The sequence below is a fragment of the Halorubrum kocurii JCM 14978 genome, assembly GCF_000337355.1.
Lineage (GTDB): Archaea > Halobacteriota > Halobacteria > Halobacteriales > Haloferacaceae > Halorubrum > Halorubrum kocurii.
The window spans coordinates 1-22,649 of the sequence record NZ_AOJH01000081.1 but is presented as its reverse complement, the minus strand read 5'-3'; the positions used below and the strand labels follow the sequence as shown (position 1 = coordinate 22,649).

The following is a 22,649-nucleotide window of genomic DNA, read 5'->3' as shown; positions in this document are numbered from 1 at the left end:
GACTTTGTGTTGGTTACCTCTTAGGGCTTGCTATGGAATCACAAGAGACGATCATGAAGGACCTTTAATATTCGGCGTCACGCCCCCGAGAACCATCAGTATCGACCGTTTGGTTTGCTCGTCTCAGCGGGGGCGCGTCGGCGTTCCGCGCCCTTTTACTCGCCGCCGGTCCGAAGGCTTGTATGCTCACGTTTATCGGACTCGGCCTCTACGACGAGCGCTCGATCACCGTCGAGGGGCGCGAGGCGCTCCGGTCAGCGGACCGGGTGTTCGCGGAGTTCTACACCAGCCGACTTGTCGGCGCTGAGGTCGACGACCTGGAGGCGTACCACGACACGGCGATCGAAGTCCGGACGCGCGAGGGCGTCGAGCGGGACCCAGAGGCGATTCTCGCCGCCGCAGAAGACGGTCACGCGGCGTTCCTCACCGCGGGCGACACGATGATCTCGACGACGCACACCGACCTCCGGCTACGGGCCGAGGAGCGCGGGATCGACACCCGAGTGGTCCACGGCGTGACCGCCCAGTCTGCGGCGTCGAGTCTGACGGGCCTCCAGAACTACCGGTTCGGCAAGGCGACGACGCTCCCGTTCCCGTACGCCCACGGCGGCGACGACGTGCCCGGGAGCGTGATCGACACGATCGAGGCGAACCGCGAGCGCGGGCTCCACACCGTCGTCTACCTCGACATCAAGGTCGGGACCGGACCGACCGGACCCGACCCGGACCACGAGGAGTACATGACCTGTCTCTTATACACATCTCTGATNGGTGGTCGCCGCCGACAGCCTGAGCGCGCTCGCGGATCGCGAGTTCGGTGCCCCGCTGCACCTGCTCGTGATCCCCGGGGACTTGCACCACGTCGAGGCCGACGCGCTGGCCGGGCTGGCGGGCGCGCCGGCGGACCTCGTCGAGGAGTGAGCGCGGAGGCGGTCGGGTCGCCGACCGGATGTTTGATATCCCTGTCTCGCGTTATCACAGTTCATGACAGACGTCCCCGTCGAGCGACTGATGTCGACCGAACTCGTCACGATCGAACCGGGAGCGGCGGCCGCGGACGCGGCGAAGCGCATGCTGGAGACCGGTGTGAGTTCGGTCCTCGTCGTCGACGGGGACAGGCGCCTGACGGGGCTGATCACCGCGACCGATTTCGTCTCGCTCGTCCGGCGGAACGAGCCCGAAGACGAGACCCCCGTCGAGGCGTTCATGACGACGGACGTCGTCACCGTGTCTCCAGACGACTCGGTCGAAGACCTCGCGGAGCCGACCGACCGGGGGTACACGCACCTGCCGGTGGTCGCGGCGGGCGGGGAACTGGTCGGGATGGTCTCGACGACCGACCTCACCGCGTACGCCTCGGAGAAGCGGTAGCCGGCCGGTAGACGCGGTGCGCCGGCGACCGGGGGCCGGCGGTCGGAGACGAGTCCGTGAGCCCGTCTCGTTGCGCCAGCCGGAAGAGTCATCTGATATGATAACACACGGCAGTGTATGGATCTGAACGACCGGACCAGGGTCAGCGATGTCATGTCGACGCCGCTCGAGACGATCGGAGTCAGCGAACCGCTCCGCGAGGCGGCGCGGCGGATGAGCGACGGCGACATCAGCGCGCTCGTCGTGACGACCGGGGGCGGCTGTATCGTCACTCAGAGCGACATCGTCAGCGCCGTCGCCGAGGGGAAGAACCCCGAGGAAACGACGGTTCGCGACGTGATGACCGAGAACGTCGAAACGGTGACGCCGGACCTCATGATGGAGGAGGTCGCGGCGATGATGACGATGTACGGGGTGAAACACCTGCCCGTCGTCAACGACGACTACGTCGGGATGGTCTCTTCGACCGACGTGGCCGAGCACCTCTCCTGAGTCGACACGTCGCCGCCGACCACCTCGCCCGAGTCGACACGTCGCGGCCGTTCCCCTGTCTGCCCGTCAGAAGAGGAGCAGCGGCGCGCCGGCCGCGATCCCCACCGCGATCAATACGAGGTTCCAGAACAGCACCGGCCGGACCAGTTCCCGCGCGATGCTCGCGGCGAACGCGGTCTTAACGAGGACGCTCGCGGCCGTCCCCGCGACGACGCCCGCGACTGCTGTGTCGACGGTTATCTGTCCGGTCCCGAGGAGCGAGACGGCCGTGGTCGTCGCCGTCCCCGAGGAGACGAGCCCGGCGAGGAACGACGTGGCGACGAACCCGCCCGCGCCGAACGCCCGCTCGGCGCCCGCCGAGACGAGCAGCACGGCGAGGAACAGCGCGCCGAACGTTAGGGCGTTCCGGAGGCTGAACGGCGAGGTCAGCTCCGCCCCCATCGTCGTCCGCCAGTCGCTGCGCCACACCGCGACGAGGACGCCCGCGACCGTGATCGCGCCCAGCGGCGCGCCGACGACCACGGCGGCCTCGGGGACGAACGCGGCGACGACCGCCGCGTTCCGGAGGGCCATCGCGGCGTTCGCCAGTAGGATCGAACCGACCGCGATGTCCTGTAAGTCCGCACGACCCTTCGCGCGTTTCGCCATCTCCGCGACGACGGCGGTGGAGTTCACGAGTCCGCCGAAGAAGCCGGTGACTGCGTAGCCGCGCCCCTGGTACCGCTTCACGAGCACGTAGTTGACGAAGCCGATGGCACTGACGGCGACGACCAGCGACCAGATGAGCCGCGGCTGGACCGCGCCCCACGGGTCGATCGTCTCGGCCGGGAGAAGCGGGAAGACGACGAACGCGAGGATCGTGAACTCGACCGCGCTGCGGACCTCCTCGCGCGAGAGCCCCCAGGCGAACTGGTGGAGCTCGCGTTTCAACACGAGCAGGAGCGAGGAGAGCACAGCCACCGTCACCGCCTCGATAAAGAACTCCTCGGCGACGAGCGTGCCGACCCCGTACGTGACGAGCATCGACACCGACGTGGTCAGCGAGAGCCCGTCGACGTCCTCCTCAACGAAGCTCCGGACCGCGAGCAGCACCGCGATGGCGACGATCAACACGCCTCCGACGATCAGGAGCCCGTCGTCGTCGAGCAGCGAGAAGACGGCCGCCGCGAGGCCGATCAGCGCGAAGGTCCGGATCCCCGCGGACTTCTGGGACCACTCCCGTTCCAGTCCGAGGAACATCCCCAGCACGGTCGCCAAGACCAGTTTCGCGACGTTCGTCTGGAGGTACACCAGCGGGTCGATGGCGCTTAACACGGGGCGTCACCTCGTCGGCGCCGCCGCCAGAGCCGCCGGAGCGTCCCCGCCGACCGAGTCAGCGCGACCATACACCGAGCAATCGACAGCGACGCCTATAGCTTACTATACATTATATACCCTCGACACGGGCCACCCGCGCGGCGTCGGGTCAGCGGTTGGTCGGCTCCCGTGGGAGGTCGAGGGTCTGCGTCAGATCGTGTTCCTCGCCGGTGAGCAGGTAGAGCACGTCCTCGAGGATGACCACGAGCTCCGGGAGCTCTCGCACGACCAGGAAGGTGATCCCGATCAGCGCCACGACGGCGAGCAGCTGGCTCATGATCCGGTCGGATATCAGGAACGACACGCGGTACGGGTCGCTCGCGCCGAACATCAGCAACACGACGTCCGGGTACCAGTGCATGTACTGGTTGCCCGCGGCGACCGAGATGAACGTGGTCCGGAGGATGTTGAGGACGTAGATGAGCGAGACCGACACCGCGAGCCCGCGGAGCTTCCGCCGCAGGGGCGCCTCGACGGCCGCGACGAGCCCGCCGAAGATCGCCATGCTGCCGAGGCCCGTACAGGCGAGCACGATGTCGATCCGGTAGGTGTGACCGTCGTCGAGCGTCCACAGGTAGGCCGCGTCGTACCCTTCGCTGCTCGCCACCCGCTCCGGCGCGTAGCCGAGCAGGTCGATGAGCATCCCGGTCTGCGTCGCGACGACCTCGATGAGGATCCGGCGCGGCTCGGGGAACGCGACCCCCGCGATCGAGAACGCCGGGATCGTCTCGAACGGCAGGTAGATGAACAGCATGATCGCGATCGCCCGCGTGAGGGTGAACAGCGACGCCCGCCCGTCGTACAGGAGATAGCCCGCGTACATGCAGGCGGGGACCCCGACGAGGGCGAGGATCGACTCGACGTAGCTCTGGTGTTCGAACGCGAAGTACGGCACCGTCGACAGCCAGAAGAGCCCGAACAGCGCCCACGTGCCGGCCGCGAGCGACCGGCCCGCCGCGAGCCCGCGGCTGTCGAGCAGCCACGAGACGCCGAAGAGGATCGCGACGATCCACGCGAACGTGAACGTGTCCGGCAAGAGAGTCAGAACCGCCGGTACGCCGGAACCGAACATGTCCGAAGCGTCAGTCGGCGTCAGATAAAGCCCTTGTCGTTGCCGACGAATCCTCGGGTAGTTTCGACGGACGCGCGAAACCGGCTGACTCCTGCAGAGATGCCCAACCCGATCAGCGCTCGTCCGAGTCGAGCACGCGGATCTGGTCGCCGCGGACCGTCACCGGAATCGGGACGGTCGCCTCGTACAGCTCGACGGTCACCTGGTCTTTCCCCTCGTCGATCCGCTGGACGCGGGCCTTCTCGCCTTTAAACGGCCCGGCGATCAGCTCGACGATGTCGCCCTCGGCGATCCCCTCCACGTCGGGGGTGGGCGAGAGGAAGTGCTCGACCTCGGAGAAGGGGCTCTGCGCCGGTCCCTCGGAGCCCTGAATCACGCCGCGTGCGTGGGGGATCTCGTCGAGGATCCGGGCGAAGACGCTCCCGTCGGAGGCCTCGACCATCACGTAGCTCGTGAGCTGGTCGGGGGCGATGACCGCCTGTATCTCCGGCATCTCCTTCTCCGCGAGCATGTCGGCGACGGTCCGCTCCTGGCTCGCGGTGGTCTTGACCGAGAAGATCGGCATTACGCGCCGACCCCCGGCAGGAGGCTCATGAGCGCGAACATCAGGAAGCCGATGAAGCCGATGAGGAGGATCCCGGCCCCGGCGATCTTCGACACCTGGAGAAACTCGCCAGTGCCCGGCGTGCTCGCCAGTTTCAGCACCCGAATGTAGCTGTTGAGGTCGTACGGAACGTCCATGTTAGGAAGCGGTTGGAGTCGATCCGGTTTTTACCTTTTGATGCGAGGCGCTCGGATCGGGAACGACGGGCGATGGCAAAAACGGGTGGAGATCGGTCGAGACGGGCGGAAACAGACACGGAACGACGGAAACAGAGACGAACTGGCGGAAAGAGGCTTGAGCCGGCGGAGACAGACACGGAACGGCAGGGGTAGCGCTCGATCCGAAACTGACCGGGCTCCGCCGTCGACGAAGCGGTTATTCGACGTAGTCGATGTCTTCCATCTCGGGAGCCGCCTCCCCCTCGGGAGCCTCACCGTTGCGGCCGTAGATCTGCGGGGACTCGACGCCGGTCACCACGATCATGGTCCGCATCTCGCCTTCCAGCTCCTCGTCGACCGAGGTGCCCCAGATGATCCGGGCGTCGGGGTCGATCCGGTCGTAGATCTCCTCGACGACGCCTTCGGCCTCCTCGATGGACATGTCGGTGCCGCCGGTGACGTTGACTAGGGCGGAGTTCGCGCCGGAGATGTCGACGTCAAGCAGCGGCGAGCGGAGCGCGGACTTCACCGAGTCCTGCGCCTTCGAGTCGGAGTCGGACTCGCCGAGCCCGATCATCGCGACGCCGCCCTTCTCCATGACGGTGCGAACGTCGGCGAAGTCGAGGTTGACGAGCCCGGGCATCGTGATGAGCTCCGTGATCCCCTTCACCGAGCGCATCAGGACCTCGTCGGACACCTTGAACGCCTGGCGGACGGGGAGCTTCCCGACCGCGTCGAGCAGGCGGTCGTTGGGGACGACGATGACAGTGTCGCTCACGTCGCGGAGGCGTTCGAGCCCGGCCTCGGCGTTCGTCCGTCGGACCTCGCCCTCGGCCGTGAAGGGGGTCGTGACGATGGCGATAGTGAGCGCGCCCGACTCGCGGGCGGCCTTCGCGACGACCGGCGCCGACCCGGTCCCGGTGCCGCCGCCGAGGCCGGCGGTGACGAACACCATGTCGGAGCCGTCGATGGCGTCCTGGATCTCCTCTTGGGACTCGATGGCGGCCTCCTCGCCGACCTGCGGGAGGGAGCCCGCGCCGCGGCCCTGCGTCTTCTGCTGGCCCATGAGGATCTTCGTGTCGGCCTCGATGTTGACGAGGTGCTGAACGTCGGTGTTGGCGGCGACCAGCTTCGCGCCGTGGATCCCCTCCTCGGTCATCCGGTTGACCGTGTTGCCGCCGGCGCCCCCACAGCCGACGACGGTGATGTTCGTCTGGAGGTCTTGGAGGACGTCCTGCAGCTCCTCGTCGGTCATCGTTCCGGTCTGTGGCGGGGCGCCGGCGGCCGCGTCGTTCGCGCCGGCGCCGGCCTCCCCGGCGTCGTCCGCCGGAGATTCCTCGGCTTCGTCGATGGCGTCCTCTACGATAGAGTCCATTATATGGTGTGGTTGCGACCCGGACGTATTTATTTTTGCCCGATCGTCTGACGCGGGTCAGACGGCCGATGACGGTCCCCAGAGCCGCCAAAACCCGCGTGTCACCGATCAAAAACGAACAATCGGACCGACGATCGCGCTGCCGCCGCGTCGGCGTGGCGTCACTCTCGCTGACGCGGTCGAGTCGACGTCGCCCCCGCACCGCGATCGGGAACGCTACTCGATCGGGAACCGGTCGGTCCGCGCCCGCGACACGTCTCCCGGCGCGACCGTCTCGCCGTCGATTTCGACCGGCTCCCCGTCTGCGAGCCGCCCGAACGCCGGTCCCTCCGGGACTCCCCGCTCGGCGGCGAGCCCGGGATCAAACGCGGTCTCGCGGGCGATCACGGCGTCGTCGGTGACTTCGACCGCGTCGTAGCCGCGCTCCAGCACACCCGCCAACCCCGCGACGAGGTCGCCGTACCCGGGCGACGCCGCGTCGGCGGCGAACGCGACCCGCCCCGCCGCTCGCGTTCCGGCCTGCTCGGTGTCGAAGGCGACGGCGTTCGCTTCGACGGCCGCGCGGGTCGCCTCCGGATCGACGCCCTGCGCCCGCGAGAGCAGGTCCGTCGGAAGGGGCGTGATCCGGACCGCGTCGGCCGACGCGGGAACGACCTCGCCGAACCGGAGCCCCTCGTCGACCGTCGCGAGGTCGGCCTCCAGTCGCTCGACCAGCGGCAGGGGGCGATCGCCGACCTCTCGCACCCACGTTTCGCTCACGACCCGGTGACCGAGGTCCTCGACCGTCGCCGCGAGGTCGGGCTTGTCGCCCTCGATGACCGCCAGGTCCGCGCGGCTCCGCGCGAACGCCTGCTCGATCACCGCCCGGTTCGCGTCGGGCGCGCCCATGTCGCCAAGCGCCCAGTCCGCGCCGACGTGCCCCACGGCCCACTCGGTCTCGCGGACGATCCGGGTGAACCGCGGGGCGTAGTGGCCGCCGCCGAAGCCGACGACGTGGCGGGGGTGCGGTTGGGGGCGTGGATCGCCGCCCGCGTTCGCTTCGTCGATCAGGTCCGCGCCGGTCCCGCGCAGGTCGAGCACCGCCCGCGCGACCGCCCGGGCCGCTTCCGGGTCGGTCCACTGCGGCTCGTCGGACCCGAGCTCGACGAACAGCGACGGGACTGAAGTCGCCGTCGGCCCGTGGTGGGTGCACTCGATGCCCACGTCGTACCCCTCGGGGGCGTGCGCGGCCAGCGCCTCGACGACTCGCTTCTCGGCGCCCGGCGCGGCCCGCGCCAGCGTCTCCGGCTCGCCCCCGTACGGCGCGGGGCCGAAGTTCCCGGTGACGTGGGCGGTCAGCAGCGCCCCCGTCTCGCCGGAGTGACGGGAGACGAACGCGAGGAACTCGGGGGTGTCGTCGGCGTCGGTCTCCTCTGCGTTGTCCGTCGACTCGTCGCCGCCGAACGCGGCCGCGGGGTCCGCCAAGTCGATGTGGAGGTCGTCGAACGCCCGCAGTTCGAACCCGTCGGTCCGGTAGTACGTCCCGCCGCCGTCGGCGTCGGGGCGGCTCGGGTCGTCGCGACGCTCCCAGTCACCGAGGTCGAGCAGGTGCTCGCCGATGTGTTCCGAGGCGCTGTCGGCCCGGCTGACGACGATCGCTATCACGGATCTCGGTCGGGGCGGGGCGACCGAATAGCCGTCGATACGACGTCGACGGGGCGGTGACGGGTTCGTCCGACTGCCCGGTCGATTGTTTATAAGTGGTTGGTGACGGCGGATCGACGACGAAGGCCACCTCGCGACTGCCCCTTTGTCTCCCGCCCCCACCGCACGGCACCGCACCTCACGCCTCCCCAGCCTCGCGCGTGCTCTCGCCGGCGGCTTCGCCGCCGGCTGTCAGAGGGACCTTCGGTCCATCGCTACTCGTAACCTATCGGCCACTCGGAGGCACGCGCCACCGCAGTTACCGAGTTTCTATTTATAAACACGTTCGTCGTCGACGCATCGACCCGGTACGTCCACCGAGCGCTCACGGCAGTAGCAGATAGATGAACGCGACGTAGCCGACGACGAGGACGCCGCCGTCGAGCCGGGAGATGCGGTCGCCGCGGTACATCAGTCCGACCAGCAGGGCGGTGAACGCGAGCAGCGCGGGGAACTCGAAGCCGCGCACGCTGGGGGCCACGCTGATCGGCGTGATGACGGCGACGATGCCGATGACCGCGAGGATGTTGTAGATGTTCGACCCGACGACGTTGCCCACACTGAACTCGGCCTCACCGCGGATCGCCGCGACGACGCTGGCGGCCAACTCCGGCAGCGATGTCCCCAGCGCTAGCACCGTGAGCCCGATGAAGATGTCCGAGAAGCCGGCCTCCGAGAGGAGCGACTGGCCCCCCTGAACCAGCCAGCGAGAGCCGAGGACCAGCGCGACGATTCCGCCGATGACCATGGCCGCGTCGCGGGCCCGCGCCTCCGGCATCTCCGCGCGTTCGGCGGCGGAGATCCCCGACTGGGTCTGCTGGACCCGGCGCATGACGACGACGGTGAAGGCGACGAGGACGGCGAGCAGGAGGATTCCGTCGAAGGCGCCGATCTCTCCGTCCCAGCCGAGACCGACGAGCAGCAGCGCAGCGAGCACCATGAAGGGGACGTCGCGTTTGAGTACGGTTGGTGAGATGTCGAGCGGGCGGATCAGCGCGGAGGCGCCCAACACGAGCCCGATGTTGGCGACGTTCGAGCCGACGATCGCGCCCAGTCCGGTGTCCGTCGACACCGTGATCGCGCCGAGGAGGGAGACGAACAGCTCGGGGGCCGTGGTCGCGAACGCGACGACGGTGACGCCGACCGTCGCCGCCTTCAGCCCGATCGCGAGCGCGAGATCGCTGGCGCCCTTCACGAGCAGCTCGGCGCCGGCGTACAGGAGGGCCGCGCCGCCGGCGAGCAACAGGAGTTCGGTGAGCGGCGACCCGAGTAGCACGGCTCCGGGTTGTCGTCGCCGTTTTAAAAAGCGTCGTGGTTCCGGGGCGTCGCGGACCCGCGGAGCGTCGTCGGTTGGCGACGGGTTTCGGGCGCGCGTCGGTCGGTCCGTGGACTCCGACGAGCTCGGCCTCCGGCGTCGCCGTCGCCGAGACGGAGCGCGTCCCGTCCGCACGTCGGCGCGGCGTTACGCCTCGATGATCTCGTCGTCGTCTTCGGCCGGCACCCGCAGGTCGCCGTCCATCGAGACGATCGCTCGACCGCCGACGCGAACCGAGTCGCCGGAGACCCGGACGCGGACGTGACCGGGTCGGTCGAGGAAGTGGCCCTGCTCGAAGCGCAGCTCGTCGGGGAAGTCGCCGTCGAAGGCGCCGACCTCGCGGAGGTAGGCCCCGACCGCGCCGCTCGCGGTCCCCGTCACGGGGTCTTCGGGCACGCCGACGGCCGGGGCGAACGCCCGGCCGTGGAGCGTCGACTCGGCGTCAAGGGCGTCGAACGTGAACGCGTACACGCCGGCCACGCCGTGCGCCTCGGAGAGCGCCTCGATCGCCGCCGTGTCGGGTTCGGCCTCGCCGAGCCGTTCGAGGAAGTTCACGGGGACGACGAGCCACGGGAGCCCCGTGGAGGCGACGGCGACCGGCAGGTCGGCGCCCACGTCGCGCAGAGCCGCGGGATCGATCCCCAGTGCGTCGCCGAGGCGGTCCGCGTCGAGGTCGGCGCCCGGCGCGCCGTCACCGCCGTCGCCGCCCTCCGACGTCCCGATCACGTCGACCGTCGGAGGGTTCTGCCGCATCCAGACGGTCCCGTCCTCGTCGACCGCGATCTCGAGGTCGCCGACGTCGGTCCGGAGGGTGCGGTCGCCGGCGTCGATCGCGCCCTCGGCGAACAGGGCGCCGTAGGTCGCGATCGTGGCGTGGCCGCACAGGTCGACCTCGGTCGTGGGAGTGAAGTACCGGAGCCGCTCGTCCGGAGCGTCGCCGGGAGCGTTTGCCACGTCGGACTCGGTCGCGTCGTCACCGCCCCCGGAGCCGTCGAACAGGAACGCGGTCTCGGAGGCGCCGATCTCCGCGGCGATTCGCTGCATTCGGTCGTCGCTCAGTCCCGCCGCGTCCGGCACGACGCCGGCGACGTTTCCGGCCAGCGGCTCGTCCGCGAACGCGTCGACGAGAAGCGTGCGTCGCGTCTCCATGCGCCACCGTCACGGCGAGCCTTCAAAAGGCTCCCGAGAGGGCGGGACTCCGGTCAGACGACGTCAGCCGAACGGGACGTTACTGTTCGCGAAGCGATGTCAACCCTTTTGCCCTCGACGGCGGATGTACCCCTATGGGCCTCTTCGACCGGCTGCGAGGGAACGACACGCCCCGCGTGGCGTTCATCGGGATCGACGGGCTCCCCTACCGCCTCGTCGCCGACAATCCGGACGCGTTTCCGACGCTGTCGGCGATTGCCGACAAGGGCGACGGGGGACCGATCGATAGCGCCGTGCCGCCGGAATCGAGCGCGTGCTGGCCGGTGCTCACGAGCGGCGTGAACCCCGGTGAGACCGGCGTATACGGCTTTCAGGACCGTGAGGTCGGCTCGTACGACACCTACGTCCCTATGGGCCGAGACGTGCAGGCGACGCGGGTGTGGGACCGCGCGACCGAGGCGGGCCTCGACGCGACGGTGATGAACGTCCCCGTCACGTTCCCGCCGCAGCGAACGGTCCAGCGCATGGTCTCCGGTTACCTCTCACCCGACGTTGACAAGGCCGCTCACCCGGAGGAGCTTCGGAAATACCTCACCGAGAGCGACTACAGGCTCTCGGTCAACGCGAAGCTCGGCCACCGAGCGGACAAGACGGAGTTCATCGAACAGGCCCGGCAGACCCTCGACGCCCGCGCGGAGGCGTTCACGCGCTACGTCGAGATGGACGACTGGGACCTGTTCGTCGGCGTGTTCTCCAGCCCGGACCGGATCAACCACTTCCTGTGGGGCGACTACGAGGACGACGGCACCTACCGCGAGGACGCGCTGGAGTTCTACGGCGCCCTCGACGAACACATCGGGACCATCCGGAGGGCTCTTCCGGACGACGTCCGACTCGTCGTCGGCTCCACGCACGGGTTCACGCGGCTTCGGTACGACGTGTACTGCAACGAGTGGCTCGAACGCAAGGGCTGGCTCTCGTATCAAGACGACGACCACGGCTCGCTCTCCGACATCGACGGCGACGCCCGCGCGTACTCGCTCGTCCCCGGTCGCTTCTACCTCAACGTGGAGGGGCGCGAGCCCGACGGAGCCGTCCCCGAGTCGGAGTACGAAGCGGTCCGCGAGGAGCTCCGGGCCGAGCTCGAGGCGTGGGAGGGGCCGGACGGGACCCCCGTCGCGAAGCGGGTCGTCGAGCGCGAGACGGTGTTCCGCGGGGACCACGACGCCATCGCGCCAGACCTCGTGGTGATCCCCAACGAGGGGTTCGACCTCAAGGCCGGCTTCCGGTCGCACGACGCCGTGTTCGACCCGGACGGTCCCCGGACCGGCATGCACTCCTTCGAGGACGCCGCCCTGTTCATCGACCACCCGGACGCGAAGGTCGAGGACGCAGACTTGCTCGACATCGCGCCGACGCTCCTGCGGCTGCTCGACGTCGACTACGGGCGGACCGACCTCGACGGCGCGAGCCTCATCTGAGGTGGGACCGGGATGGAACGCACCCCCGACGGGACTCCGGTCGGCGCCGACGACCCGTACGCGGTCGCCGGCGTCTGCGACCACCTCACCGACGATGGCCGCTGTCGGTTCGCGCTGACCCGGGCGGGCGACGACCCCGAGTTCGCCGCCGACCGACGCCGTGACGGCTACGCCTGCCACGTCGGTGCGGACGGCGCGTGGCACGCCTGCCCCCACTACCGGTCGACGACCGACGGGCGGGAGTGCTACCGGTGCGGACTGCCGGAGGTCCGGCTGGCGCACGACGACGCCCGTCCGCTGGTGGAGGAACACCACCTGTCGTACGGGGACGCCGCTTCCTCCGCATCCGATACCGCAGATGCTGACCGGGCCGGTCCCCACGAGATCACCGTTGCGCTGTGTCGCTGGTGTCACACGAAGGTCCACAAGTCGTTCGCCCGGATCGACGACGACGCCAGTCCCGACCCCGAGGCGATCGCGGCGCGGGAGAACAGGCGGAGCAGGGAGCAGTCGGAATCCGCGTTCGAGACAGCGAGCGAGCGGTTCGACCGTGACGAGTAGCGGCGAACCGAACGAGCCGACGGCAAAAACAGCACCGCGATCGGAGAGGGACCAGTCGAGCGTCGCGTCAGGCGTCCGGCTTCGGCCGGATGAGGTTCGCCAGCGCGACAAGCAGTCCGAGGAACCAGCCGAGCGGGACGGAGATACCGACCCACATCAGCACGTACCCGAGCCCGGCAGCGCCCCACTGCTCCCCGAACGTCTCCAGGTCGAACGCGGCGCGGAGCGTCTCGTTGATCCCGCCGACGGCGAGGAACGTGTCGAGTATCCACCGCGCGAGCTCGTAGCTCGGGTCGAGGACTACGTTCGAGATCGAGGGGGTGAGTAGCCCGGCGACGACCGGCGGGAGAAAGATCGCCGTCATCGCGAACGGGTACGCGAGGAGGACGCTGACGAACCGCCCCCCGACCTTCGAGAACCCGGCCGCGAGCCCGGCGGAGACGACGGCGACGACGCTGGCGCCGGCGATGCCGAGCATCACCTCGGTCGGGAGTTGGAAGTGCGCGAGGAGGGTGAGCGAGCCCCAGACGACCGTCGCGACGATCACCGCGCCCAGCACGCCGAACCGCGCGACCGCAGAGTCGAGCTTCGCCGCGTAGTACCGGGTGGCGAACCCGACGAGGAGGAGGGGGTACGTCACCGCCACGAGCGGCGCTCCGAGGACCGCCCAGAGGTAGTACCCGACCGTTTGGACGCCGGTCTCCGGTTTCCACTTTCCCAACACCGCGCTCGGGTCGAGCTGCCTTGGGAAGACGACCTCCATCCACGTCTCGTGGAGGCGGACGACGTCAAGGAGGAGCGCTTCCACCAGTCCAGTTTGTCCTCGGCGTTCCATTTGGCTCACCTCGCAGGCGACACACCGTGAACTTTGTGCCTTGGATCGGTCCACGGAATTTGCGGCAGGTTCGACGTGACCGCTCCGCCGGCCAACCGGCCGCAATCCGCCAGAACGACCTCGAACAGCGCGATTATCAGATCGGCGTGTCCACGGCGATACGCTTAACCCTCCCAGTGGACCTATTCACCGTATGCACAGACGCGGACTACTGGCGGCGATCGCCGCATCGACATCCGTCGCGGTCGCCGGCTGCGCCGGTGCCGGCGGCGAGAACGGCAGCTACGAGTTCGACGCCGAACCGGCCAGGGTCCCGGACGAGGTCGCGTCCGAAGCGGGGTACGAGGGAGAAGAACCGGAGTCGTTCCCCATCGAACAGGAGTTCGACGTGGCCGGCGTCAACGCGCAGGTGTCCGCAACGACGTGGACCGCCGGATACAGGAACTCCGACAACGGGTCCGCGCTGTTCGTGGCGAGTACACCGGACGCGTCCGTGGGCGGGCAGTCGGTCAATCCGCTGGTTCGCGCCGACAACACGGAACTGATTCGCCGGTTGTTAGAACAGGTCGATCAGCGCGGTATCGGCGGCGAAGGAACAGATATCGAAGCGAGCAGCATCGAAGACCGCGGATCAGTGACCCGCACCATCCTCGGGACGGAGGTGGAGATCGCGAAGCTCGAAACGACCCTCGACGCCGAGGTCAACGCCGGCGACGGACAGAGCGACGAGGTCGAAGACGTCCCGGTGTTCCTGTACGTGGGGACCGTCCAGCACAGGGATGACGTGATCGCGCTCGTCGGCGTCCACCCCACGGCCGTCGACGCCTCCGAGTCGATCCTGTCCCTGATGGAGCAGGTCGAACACTAGTCGCTCGATCGCACTCCGGGTTATAAAACGACTTTTCCGTAGACGCCGTTTTCCACGTCGAACGGGACGATCATAATCGCATGACTACGTCGCCGTAGGCGACGATGTTTCCGTAGGCAGAAGCTTCGCGGTCCGCAACCCATTTATAACTAATCAGCCCGAATGCCTACTACCTCGGGTTGCGAGACTGCGGTGCGGGCTCGTGCCGTCGCGATCTGCGGTCTGAGAGTCTGATAGCCGCCGCTCTTGCGCCCTCAGACACGATATGGCTCGGAGATCAACTATCCGGCGGGCGGCGATCTGTATCCTCGTTCTCTCAGTGGGTGTGCTTTCGGTTATTAGTGTAATACCAGCAAGCGGAGCGATCTGGAATGTAGGGAGTGCAGATAATGTTGATATCGGACATAATGAAAGTCAAACAATTAGAGACATTGAAACACGCCGTGGAAATGAGGATATCAAGATTCGAGTGGGTGATTTAATTAACAAAGGCGCTGAGCTAGATGGAGCAAATTCGTCATATACGGTAGCGGATCGAAAAGATGTGCCTGAGTCCGGAGTGTACATTAAAAACCAACATGGGGAGAACGCAACAATTGTTGTTGATGAGTCAATTCCGGACGGATCTGAATTTGATATAAAAATATCGAATATCGACACAAGCAATGTGAGTTTGTATAATAACAAGATACAAGAGTCAAAAAGAGATATAGAATACAGTATAGAACAGGGATATTCCAAAAAATACGTCCATTTTAGTATAGAATCTACTGCGGAAGTCAGTTTTGAAGAGAATACCTACGATAATGATACAGGGGCCGTATATCTTGAAAATTTAGAACTCATCAACAGCACAGATTATGTGGTAATCTGGAAGAGATCTAAAGATGGAGAATTAGGTCAACAACTCGGGACTTCTCAAGGACAAAATAAGAGAATAAATATTACTACAGAAAATATAAGTGGGGAAATAGAACTTGCAGCAACAATTCATCCAGGAAAATCAGAACCGAGTACAGAAGTCATATATGCAGTAGATAACCGCTCTGTTCGATTACCAATTCCAATAAAAGTAGTTCAAAGACCAATACATCATTTTAACACTTCCTCATTGGAGAATGGGACTAACTCTGTCCTATCCCTCCGATTTAATACTGAAATAGGAACAGAACAGGGAGAGTTCTCTATAAAATTTTTTGATCAGCCTGAGTTGACAATTGATCTTAGGGAAGACACTGAGAAATATAAGATTGATAATAACCGAGTGGATATTTTACTGAATAACACAAGTACAGGAATTAGTAATAACTCACCATACATAAAGAGGGTATCTGCCAATAATCTTGGATCAAAACATTACAAAAGCACATATTCTAATAGGAGTTACTCTCCACACCGGATTGTCCGCACGATAGAAAATCAGACAAACATTACGGCGACTCGGGGTATGTATATCGGGTTAAACGCAAATAAGACTTCAATTTCACGATCTTCAGAGGAACAAACTATGAAACAGACTCCAATTGAGGACAGGAGTAATGTAAATATAATCAACACAACAATGCTTTCAGAAGGGGAGTATGTGATTCAGTCAGAAACAAAAATCAATCAAACGCAAATCCAGGTCGTCAACTCGTCCCTATCTCCAGAGATACCCACGACATCAGTGAAAAAAGGAATACTCACTAGGTTCGGATCTGCTCAAAAAGAACGCGATGTGGCTGCTACTGTTCACAAAGATTCGGATATAATCTCTAAATCAGTTATTTCAGATAGTACAGAAATGGCAAGCAAAATAATTGATGTTCCGGTGAGTGGGAAGTATAAAATAGAATTCGAAGATATCAATTCTAGAGATACAAGTAACAAAACAGTGACCGTATTGAGAGATAAAAATCTGGAATCAGATCTTCCGGAATCAGGGGGATCAGCGCTCTCCGGACAGATACTTCCCATAAAAATATCAAATACATATAATAATACATTTATTGATATAATAGATTCTAGTAGCAACACCACAGTCGCTACCGTCGAACTCGAAACGCCGGACAAAGGCGAGACGACCGTCGAACTCAACACATACGTGGCGGCGAACGGCTCTCTCAACGAGAGCATCAGCGTCACGGGCTCGGGGGCGTCGATCAAATCGGTCACCGGCTCGGAAGCGAACGAGACGCTTCCGCCGGGAGACTACGAGATCGCGGTCCGCTCGGAACAGGGGATCGCGACGACGAGCGACGACGCGAACGTGACGCTCGCGCGACGGTCGACGAACGGACTCACCACCTACACGGGGACGGAAGCGAACCAGTCCGAGTTCGAAAGCGCGGCGGCGGTACGAGACGCGATCGAGAACAGGACCCTGTCGCGGTCAGAGCGCGTGGCCGCGAACGACACCGTTGTCTACGCGGTGAACGCGACCGGACTGACCGGACTCTCCGCGGCGAGGAACGCGACGCCCGAGACGGGCGCCGAACTCGACCGCCTCGAGGGTCTCGCGTTCGGCGTTCGGTCGGCGGGAGACGGGGACGAGTTGACCACGAGCGACGCGCTCGGGGAGACCCCGCGCGACGCGACCGTTCACGTCGACGAGACCGGACTCTACGTGGTCGCCGACGGTGACGACGCGCTCCCCACCAACGGGGGCCCGGAGCCCGGCGAGGAGTTCACCGCCGAGTTCCGCGTGACCGACGACCACCTCCGCGAGGCCGCGTCGGACCCGCCAGACGGCCACCGCGTGACGTCGATGGTGACGTTCGACGGGGCCGGCCGTGACGGGTCGACGAGCGACGATCCCGAGCAGATCGGGTCCGGAGACCCGACGGGAAACGGGAGCAGCAGAGCGGACGGCAGCACAGGAAGTGGAGCGGGTGCCGGCAGCGAAGGTGAAGCGGACGGCGGCACCGAAGGCGGAGCGGACGGCGGCGCGGGAGGAGGAACGGGCGGCAGTACGGAAGGAGGAGCGGGCGGCGGTACGGGAGGCGAAGCAGGCGGCATCGAAAGCGGAACGGGCGGCGGCACGGGAGGCGGAGCGGGCAACTCACCTTCACCCGACCAGGCGGGGGGCGGTCCCCAAGGCGCACCGAACGCAGACGGCGCACCGGGGGCGGACGAGAACGCGGACGGGACCGACCCCTTCCGCGGGGACGGATTCGGCCCTCCCCCGAGCGCGGAGCGGCGGACGCCGCTTCTGGACGGGCCGGTCGCCGTGTCGGCGCCGGCGGCCGCGGAGGGCGAGGGGCCTGGGGCCGCCGACGCGAGTCAGGGAGAGGCGTCGTCGATCGACGGGGAGGCGGCCGGCGCGAGCGACGACGAAACGGGCACCGCGAGCGGCGAGACCGACGGCGCAGAGTCGAGCGCTACCGGCGCTGGGGACGCGGAGCGAGCGACGCCGACCTACGAGAACGCGCCGGTCCGGGCGACCGCCGAAGACGTTCCCGGATTCGGTCCGCTGCAGTCGCTTGCGGCCCTCGCGGCGGCGCTGCTGACCGCGGCTCGGGGGCGACGCCCCCGCTGAGTGGCGATCAATCGTTGGATCGTGACGGTGTCAGCGGTATCCTTTTGCTGGACCACACCCTCCGTTTGCGTATGAGCGTCACCATCACCCCACCAGAGGAGCGCAAATGCGAGTTGTGCGGCCGCGAGGAGCGGTGGGACGACGACGCCGACGGCTGGCGGATTACGGACGATCCCGGGAACGTCTACTGCATCCACGAGTGGGACATCAACGGGACGTTCACCCCGCTGAGCGAGTGACGCCGGCTCGGGAACGCGGCCCGCCGTTCGACGAGATCGGTCCCCCGTTCGGCGATGCCGTCCCCACGTTCGCGCCGTCTCGCCGCTGTTGTTATCCGCTCGCTCGCACCGCCCTCCCGCTCGCACGTCCCCCTTCTCTTACCGCCCCCTGCTCGCACCGGCTTCGATCGGTCGTCGCCCACGTCCGAGGTCGCCTCCGAGAGGTCCCGCAGCATCGAGTTAACGTTCGGTGAATTGCGGACGGAATTCGACCGGTAACGTCTCGAAGAAACCCGAAGCCCAGCAGGTTGTTTACTCAGAACCGGGTATATTCTGATCGAACAGAAATTGGATCATTGGTACACACCCCTGATGAATAATTACCTTATATTCCCTAATGTGTGTACGATGGATCCTACCCCTATCAGGGTCATACCTTTAAGCGACGGATCCAGAGTGAGTAGTATGACCGAGCCACGTAGTAACACCCGGGAGGTATCAGAGCGGGATCTCTCGGGCCGCGGTGGGGGGCTTGCGACGGTAACGGACGAGCGTTCGAACTGCGGGATCGGCGGCATCGTCGACCTCGACAACGACCCGAGCCACGGGACGGTCACCGACGCCGTCGAACTGCTCGAGAATCTCGAACATCGCGGCACGACGGGCGCCGAGGAGGACACCGGCGACGGCGCCGGCATCATGGTCGCGCGCCCGGACGGCTTCTTCCGCGAGGTCGTCGACGCCGACCTCCCCGAGGAGTACGCGGTCGGTTCCGTGTTCATGCCGACCGAACCGAGCGTCCAGGCCGAGATCCACGACGTCATCGCGGAGGTGTTCTCCGTGTACGGACTGGAGGTCTTGGAGTGGCGCTCCGTTCCGACGGACAACGCGGACCTGGGGGCGACGGCGCTGGACTCGGAGCCGGAAGTCGCCCAGTTGTTCGCCGCGCCGGTCGAGGGCGCCGGCCTCGCAGAGCGGTTCACCAGCGGGGAAACGCGCCCCGACGACGTCGACCCGGATATCCTCGGGTTCGACCGCGCGCTGTACGCCGCGCGCCGCGAGATCGAGAACGCGGTGTCGGACGTCGACGGCGCCGGCCGGTTCTACGTCTGCTCGCTCGACCGCCAGCGCGTCGTGTACAAGGGGCTCCTCAAGGGCTCGCAGCTCGCCGGCTACTTCCCGGACCTGACCGACGAGCGGTTCGCGAGCCACGTCGCTCTGGTCCACGCCCGGTTCTCGACGAACACGCTGGGCGCGTGGCACCTGGCCCACCCGTACCGCAACATCGTCCACAACGGCGAGTTCAACACGATCCGCGGGAACGTCAACTGGATGCGCGCCCGCGAGAACGACCTGGACCACCCGGCGTTCGGCGCGGAGCTCGACACGATCAAGCCGGTGATCGACGACCCGAACCAGTCGGACACCGCGAGCGTCGACAACGCGGTCGAACTCCTCCTGCAGGCCGGCCGCGACCTCCCGCACACCCTCCGGATGCTGATCCCGGAGGCGTTCCGCGACGACGACCTGATGGAGCAGGCCCGCGCGGACTTCTACGACTACCACGCCTCGCTCGTCGAGCCGTGGGACGGCCCCGCCCTCGTCATCGGCTTCGACGGCGACCGCGTCGCCGGCGTCTTGGACCGAAACGGGCTCCGCCCGTGCCGGTACGAGGTGACCGAGGACAACCGACTGATCGTCGGCAGCGAGGTCGGCGCGCTCCCGACCGAGCCGGCGGACGTACGGCGCCGCGGCCGGCTCCAGCCCGGGGAGATCTTCGTCGCCGACCCCGAGCAGGGGCGGATCGTCCCCGACGACGAGGTGTTCGAGGACCTCACCGACGAGAAGTACGGCGAGTGGGTGGCCGAGCGGCAGGTCGACCTCGACGACCTCGTCGCGGAGGACGGCGTCGCCGCCGGGATCGACCCGCTTCCCGACGACGCCGACGGCGATGAACCGACCGTTCGCGCCCACCAGGCGGCGTTCGGCTACACGACCGACTCGCTGAACCACCTCGTCGAGCCGATGGCGAAAGACGGGAAGGACCCGGTCGGCTCGATGGGCGACGACACCCCGCTGTCGGTGCTCGCCGACGTCGACCGCCCGCTGTTCACCTACTTCAAACAGCTGTTCGCGCAGGTGTCGAACCCGCCGATCGACTACATCCGCGAGGAGCTCGTCACCTCGCTCGAGACCCGGATCGGCGACCAGCGCAACCTGCTGGACGAGACGCCCGAACACGCCGAGCAGATCGTCTCCGACAGCCCCGTGCTCACCGACGCGGAGACGGCCGCGCTGCGCGACCTCCCCGGTCCGGGCGAACGCGCGCCGGACGACGGAGACGGCGACGGACCGGGCGCGTCGTCGTTCACCTCCGTGACCGTCGACGTGACGTACGACCGCGACGGGTCGCTGGTCGACGCCGTGAACCGGATCCGCGAGGACGCCGCGACTGCCATCGAGGACGGCGCCGACGCCGTGGTCCTCTCGGACCGGGCGGTCGGCCAGGACCGGCTGGCAGTCCCGAGCCTGCTCGCGACCGGGGCGGTCCACCACCACCTCGTGCGCAACGGGCTGCGCAACCGCGCGGGGCTCGTCGTCGAGTCCGGCGAGCCGCACGAGGTCCACCACCTCGCGACGCTGGTCGGCTACGGCGCGGACGCGGTCGACCCGTACCTCGCGTACGCGTCCATCGCCGACGTGGTCGCCGGCCCGGACGGCGCCGACGAGGGCGAGGCGCTGGCCGCCTACCGCCACGCGCTGGAGGACGGCCTCCTCAAGACGATGGCCAAGATGGGCATCTCGACGATGGAGTCGTACCAGGGCGCCCAGATCTTCGAGGCCGTCGGGCTCGCCTCCGAGTTCGTCGCCGAGTACTTCGAGGGGACCGAGATCCGCACTGAGGGGATCGGGATCGCGGAGATCGAGGGGGACCTCCGGACGCGCCACGCGATGGCGTTCGGCGCGGACCCCGAGCTGGAGACGATCGGCGAGTACGAACACCGCTCCTCGGGCGTGAAGCACGGCTGGAACCCCCAGACGGTGGGGACGCTCCAGCAGGCGGTCCGGGGCGGCGACTACGAGCAGTACCGCGAGTTCGCGGAGCTGGTCAACGACCAGACCAAAGAGCTCCAGACGCTTCGAGGGCTCTTGGAGTTCGAGTCCGACCGCGACCCGGTGCCGGTCGAGGAGGTCGAGCCGGTCGAGTCGATCGTCGAGCGCTTCTCGACGGCCGCGATGAGCCTCGGGAGCATCTCGCCGGAGGCGCACGAGAACAACGCGATCGCGATGAACCGGATCGGCGCGAAGTCGAACACCGGCGAGGGCGGCGAGCCGCCGGAGCGGTTCGGCACCGAGAAGGAGTGCTCGGTCAAGCAGGTCGCCTCCGGCCGGTTCGGCGTCACCGCCGACTACCTCGCGAGCGCGGACGAGCTGCAGATCAAGATGGCGCAGGGGTCGAAGCCCGGCGAGGGCGGCCACCTCCCCGGGAAGAAGGTCAACGAGATGATCGCGCACGTCCGGTGTTCGACCCCCGGCGTCGGGCTCATCTCGCCGCCGCCGCAACACGACATCTACTCGATCGAGGACCTCAAGCAGCTGATATTCGACCTGAAGGCCGCGAGCCCCGACGCCGACGTCAACGTGAAGCTGGTCTCCGAGGCCGGCATCGGCACCATTGCGGCGGGCGTCGCGAAGGCGAACGCCGACGTCGTCCACGTCTCCGGCCACTCCGGCGGCACGGGCGCGTCGCCGAAGACGTCGATCAAGAACGCGGGGCTGCCGTGGGAGCTCGGGCTCGCCGAGGCGAACCAGATGCTCCGCGCGACCGGCCTCCGCGACCGCATCCGCGTGACTGCCGACGGCGGCCTGAAGACCGGCCGCGACGTGGCCGTCGCCGCCGCGCTCGGCGCCGAGGAGTACGTGTTCGGGACGGCCTCGCTCGTCACCGCCGGCTGCGTGATGGCGCGACAGTGCCACGAGAACACCTGTCCGGTCGGCGTCGCCACCCAGCGCGAGGACCTCCGCCAGCGCTTCCCCGGTCAGCCGGACCACGTCATCAACTACATGACGTTCATCGCACAGGAGCTCCGTGAGCTCATGGCCGAGCTCGGCTACACGGAAGTCGAGGAGTTCATCGGCCGCCCCGAGCTCCTCTCCCAGCGCGAGACCGACCACGAGAAGGCCAAACACCTCGACTTGTCGGCGGTCATCGCCGAGCCTGCGGGCGACGCGCGCACGAAGACCCGCGAGCAGGAGGACGCCGACATCGACGAGCTGCTCGACTGGGACCTCATCGAGGAGGCCAGCCCGGCCATCGAGGACGGCGCCCCCGTCGCGCTCACCCGCGACGTGGAGAACGTTGACCGGGCGGTCGGCGCGACCCTCTCGAACCGGATCGTCTCCGAACACGGCGGCGACGGCCTCCCGGACGACACCGTCACCTGCCGGTTCGACGGCTACGCGGGACAGAGCTTCGGCGCGTTCCTCGCGTCGGGGATCACCATGGAGCTGTCCGGCGCCGCCAACGACTACGTCGGCAAGGGGCTCTCCGGCGGTCGGATCGTGATCAACACGCCCGAGGAGGCCGGCTACG

At 66.6% G+C, this 22,649-nt stretch carries 17 protein-coding genes and 2 pseudogenes; 10 read left to right on the top strand and 9 right to left on the bottom strand.

The window, feature by feature from the left end:
- Positions 1-182: 182 nt before the first annotated feature.
- The 4 genes and pseudogenes from dph5 to C468_RS12905 all read left to right on the top strand — a co-directional run.
- Positions 183-746: pseudogene (gene dph5 / locus C468_RS12915) on the top strand (diphthine synthase); the annotation flags it as partial.
- 22 nt (positions 747-768) lie between these two features.
- Positions 769-921: pseudogene (locus C468_RS19340) on the top strand (diphthine synthase); the annotation flags it as partial.
- Between the two features lie 63 nt (positions 922-984).
- A complete protein-coding gene (locus C468_RS12910; protein WP_008849343.1) occupies positions 985-1,371 on the top strand; it encodes a CBS domain-containing protein in 387 nt (128 codons plus the stop codon).
- 117 nt (positions 1,372-1,488) lie between these two features.
- Complete coding sequence (locus C468_RS12905; protein WP_008849342.1) at positions 1,489-1,863, top strand: CBS domain-containing protein; 375 nt, start codon at positions 1,489-1,491, stop codon at positions 1,861-1,863.
- Positions 1,864-1,929: 66 nt separating this feature from the next.
- On the opposite strand, the gene C468_RS12900 is transcribed toward C468_RS12905, so the two are convergent.
- The 8 genes from C468_RS12900 to C468_RS12865 form a co-directional block, all read right to left on the bottom strand.
- The gene (locus tag C468_RS12900; RefSeq protein ID WP_008849341.1) at positions 1,930-3,177 is read right to left on the bottom strand and encodes an MgtC/SapB family protein; all 1,248 of its coding nucleotides are present in this window, start codon (positions 3,175-3,177) and stop codon (positions 1,930-1,932) included.
- Positions 3,178-3,328: 151 nt separating this feature from the next.
- A complete protein-coding gene (gene artA, locus C468_RS12895) occupies positions 3,329-4,291 on the bottom strand; it encodes an archaeosortase A (protein ID WP_008849340.1) in 963 nt (320 codons plus the stop codon).
- A gap of 112 nt (positions 4,292-4,403) precedes the next feature.
- A complete protein-coding gene (locus C468_RS12890) occupies positions 4,404-4,856 on the bottom strand; it encodes a transcription elongation factor Spt5 (protein WP_008849339.1) in 453 nt (150 codons plus the stop codon).
- On the bottom strand, positions 4,856-5,032 hold the full coding sequence (locus C468_RS12885) for a protein translocase SEC61 complex subunit gamma (protein WP_008849338.1): 177 nt from the start codon (positions 5,030-5,032) through the stop codon (positions 4,856-4,858). Before C468_RS12885 ends, C468_RS12890 begins: the two co-directional genes overlap by 1 nt.
- Positions 5,033-5,270: 238 nt before the next feature.
- Positions 5,271-6,428 (bottom strand): cell division protein FtsZ, encoded by a 1,158-nt coding sequence (ftsZ, locus tag C468_RS12880; RefSeq protein WP_008849337.1) that lies wholly within the window; start codon positions 6,426-6,428, stop codon positions 5,271-5,273.
- A gap of 216 nt (positions 6,429-6,644) precedes the next feature.
- A complete protein-coding gene (locus C468_RS12875; protein WP_008849336.1) occupies positions 6,645-8,072 on the bottom strand; it encodes a D-aminoacyl-tRNA deacylase in 1,428 nt (475 codons plus the stop codon).
- Between the two features lie 364 nt (positions 8,073-8,436).
- Positions 8,437-9,387, bottom strand: a complete 951-nt coding sequence (locus C468_RS12870; RefSeq protein ID WP_008849335.1) for a calcium/sodium antiporter — start codon at positions 9,385-9,387, stop codon at positions 8,437-8,439.
- 186 nt (positions 9,388-9,573) lie between these two features.
- A complete protein-coding gene (locus C468_RS12865) occupies positions 9,574-10,575 on the bottom strand; it encodes a PhzF family phenazine biosynthesis protein (protein WP_008849334.1) in 1,002 nt (333 codons plus the stop codon).
- Between the two features lie 134 nt (positions 10,576-10,709).
- Here C468_RS12865 and C468_RS12860 point away from each other — a divergent pair, with 134 nt between their 5' ends.
- Positions 10,710-12,056: an alkaline phosphatase family protein gene (locus C468_RS12860; RefSeq protein WP_008849333.1), complete on the top strand. Its 1,347-nt coding sequence runs from the start codon at positions 10,710-10,712 to the stop codon at positions 12,054-12,056.
- 12 nt (positions 12,057-12,068) lie between these two features.
- Positions 12,069-12,617 (top strand): DUF7097 family protein, encoded by a 549-nt coding sequence (locus tag C468_RS12855; protein ID WP_008849332.1) that lies wholly within the window; start codon positions 12,069-12,071, stop codon positions 12,615-12,617.
- A gap of 67 nt (positions 12,618-12,684) precedes the next feature.
- Here the strand turns inward: C468_RS12855 and C468_RS12850 are convergent, their stop codons facing one another.
- Positions 12,685-13,425, bottom strand: a complete 741-nt coding sequence (locus C468_RS12850) for a hypothetical protein (RefSeq protein WP_008849331.1) — start codon at positions 13,423-13,425, stop codon at positions 12,685-12,687.
- A 220-nt stretch (positions 13,426-13,645) separates the two neighbouring features.
- Between C468_RS12850 and C468_RS12845 the strand changes: the two genes are divergently transcribed.
- From C468_RS12845 to gltB, 4 genes are all read left to right on the top strand, one after another.
- Positions 13,646-14,320, top strand: coding sequence for a DUF6517 family protein (locus tag C468_RS12845; protein ID WP_008849330.1), 675 nt, complete (start codon positions 13,646-13,648; stop codon positions 14,318-14,320).
- Positions 14,321-14,585: 265 nt separating this feature from the next.
- A complete protein-coding gene (locus tag C468_RS19020) occupies positions 14,586-17,837 on the top strand; it encodes a hypothetical protein (RefSeq protein WP_241431011.1) in 3,252 nt (1,083 codons plus the stop codon).
- Positions 17,838-17,908: 71 nt separating this feature from the next.
- Positions 17,909-18,076 (top strand): HEWD family protein, encoded by a 168-nt coding sequence (locus tag C468_RS18700; RefSeq protein WP_008849328.1) that lies wholly within the window; start codon positions 17,909-17,911, stop codon positions 18,074-18,076.
- 444 nt (positions 18,077-18,520) lie between these two features.
- The coding region (gene gltB / locus C468_RS12835; RefSeq protein ID WP_008849327.1) for a glutamate synthase large subunit at positions 18,521-22,649 on the top strand (4,129 nt) is incomplete at its 3' end.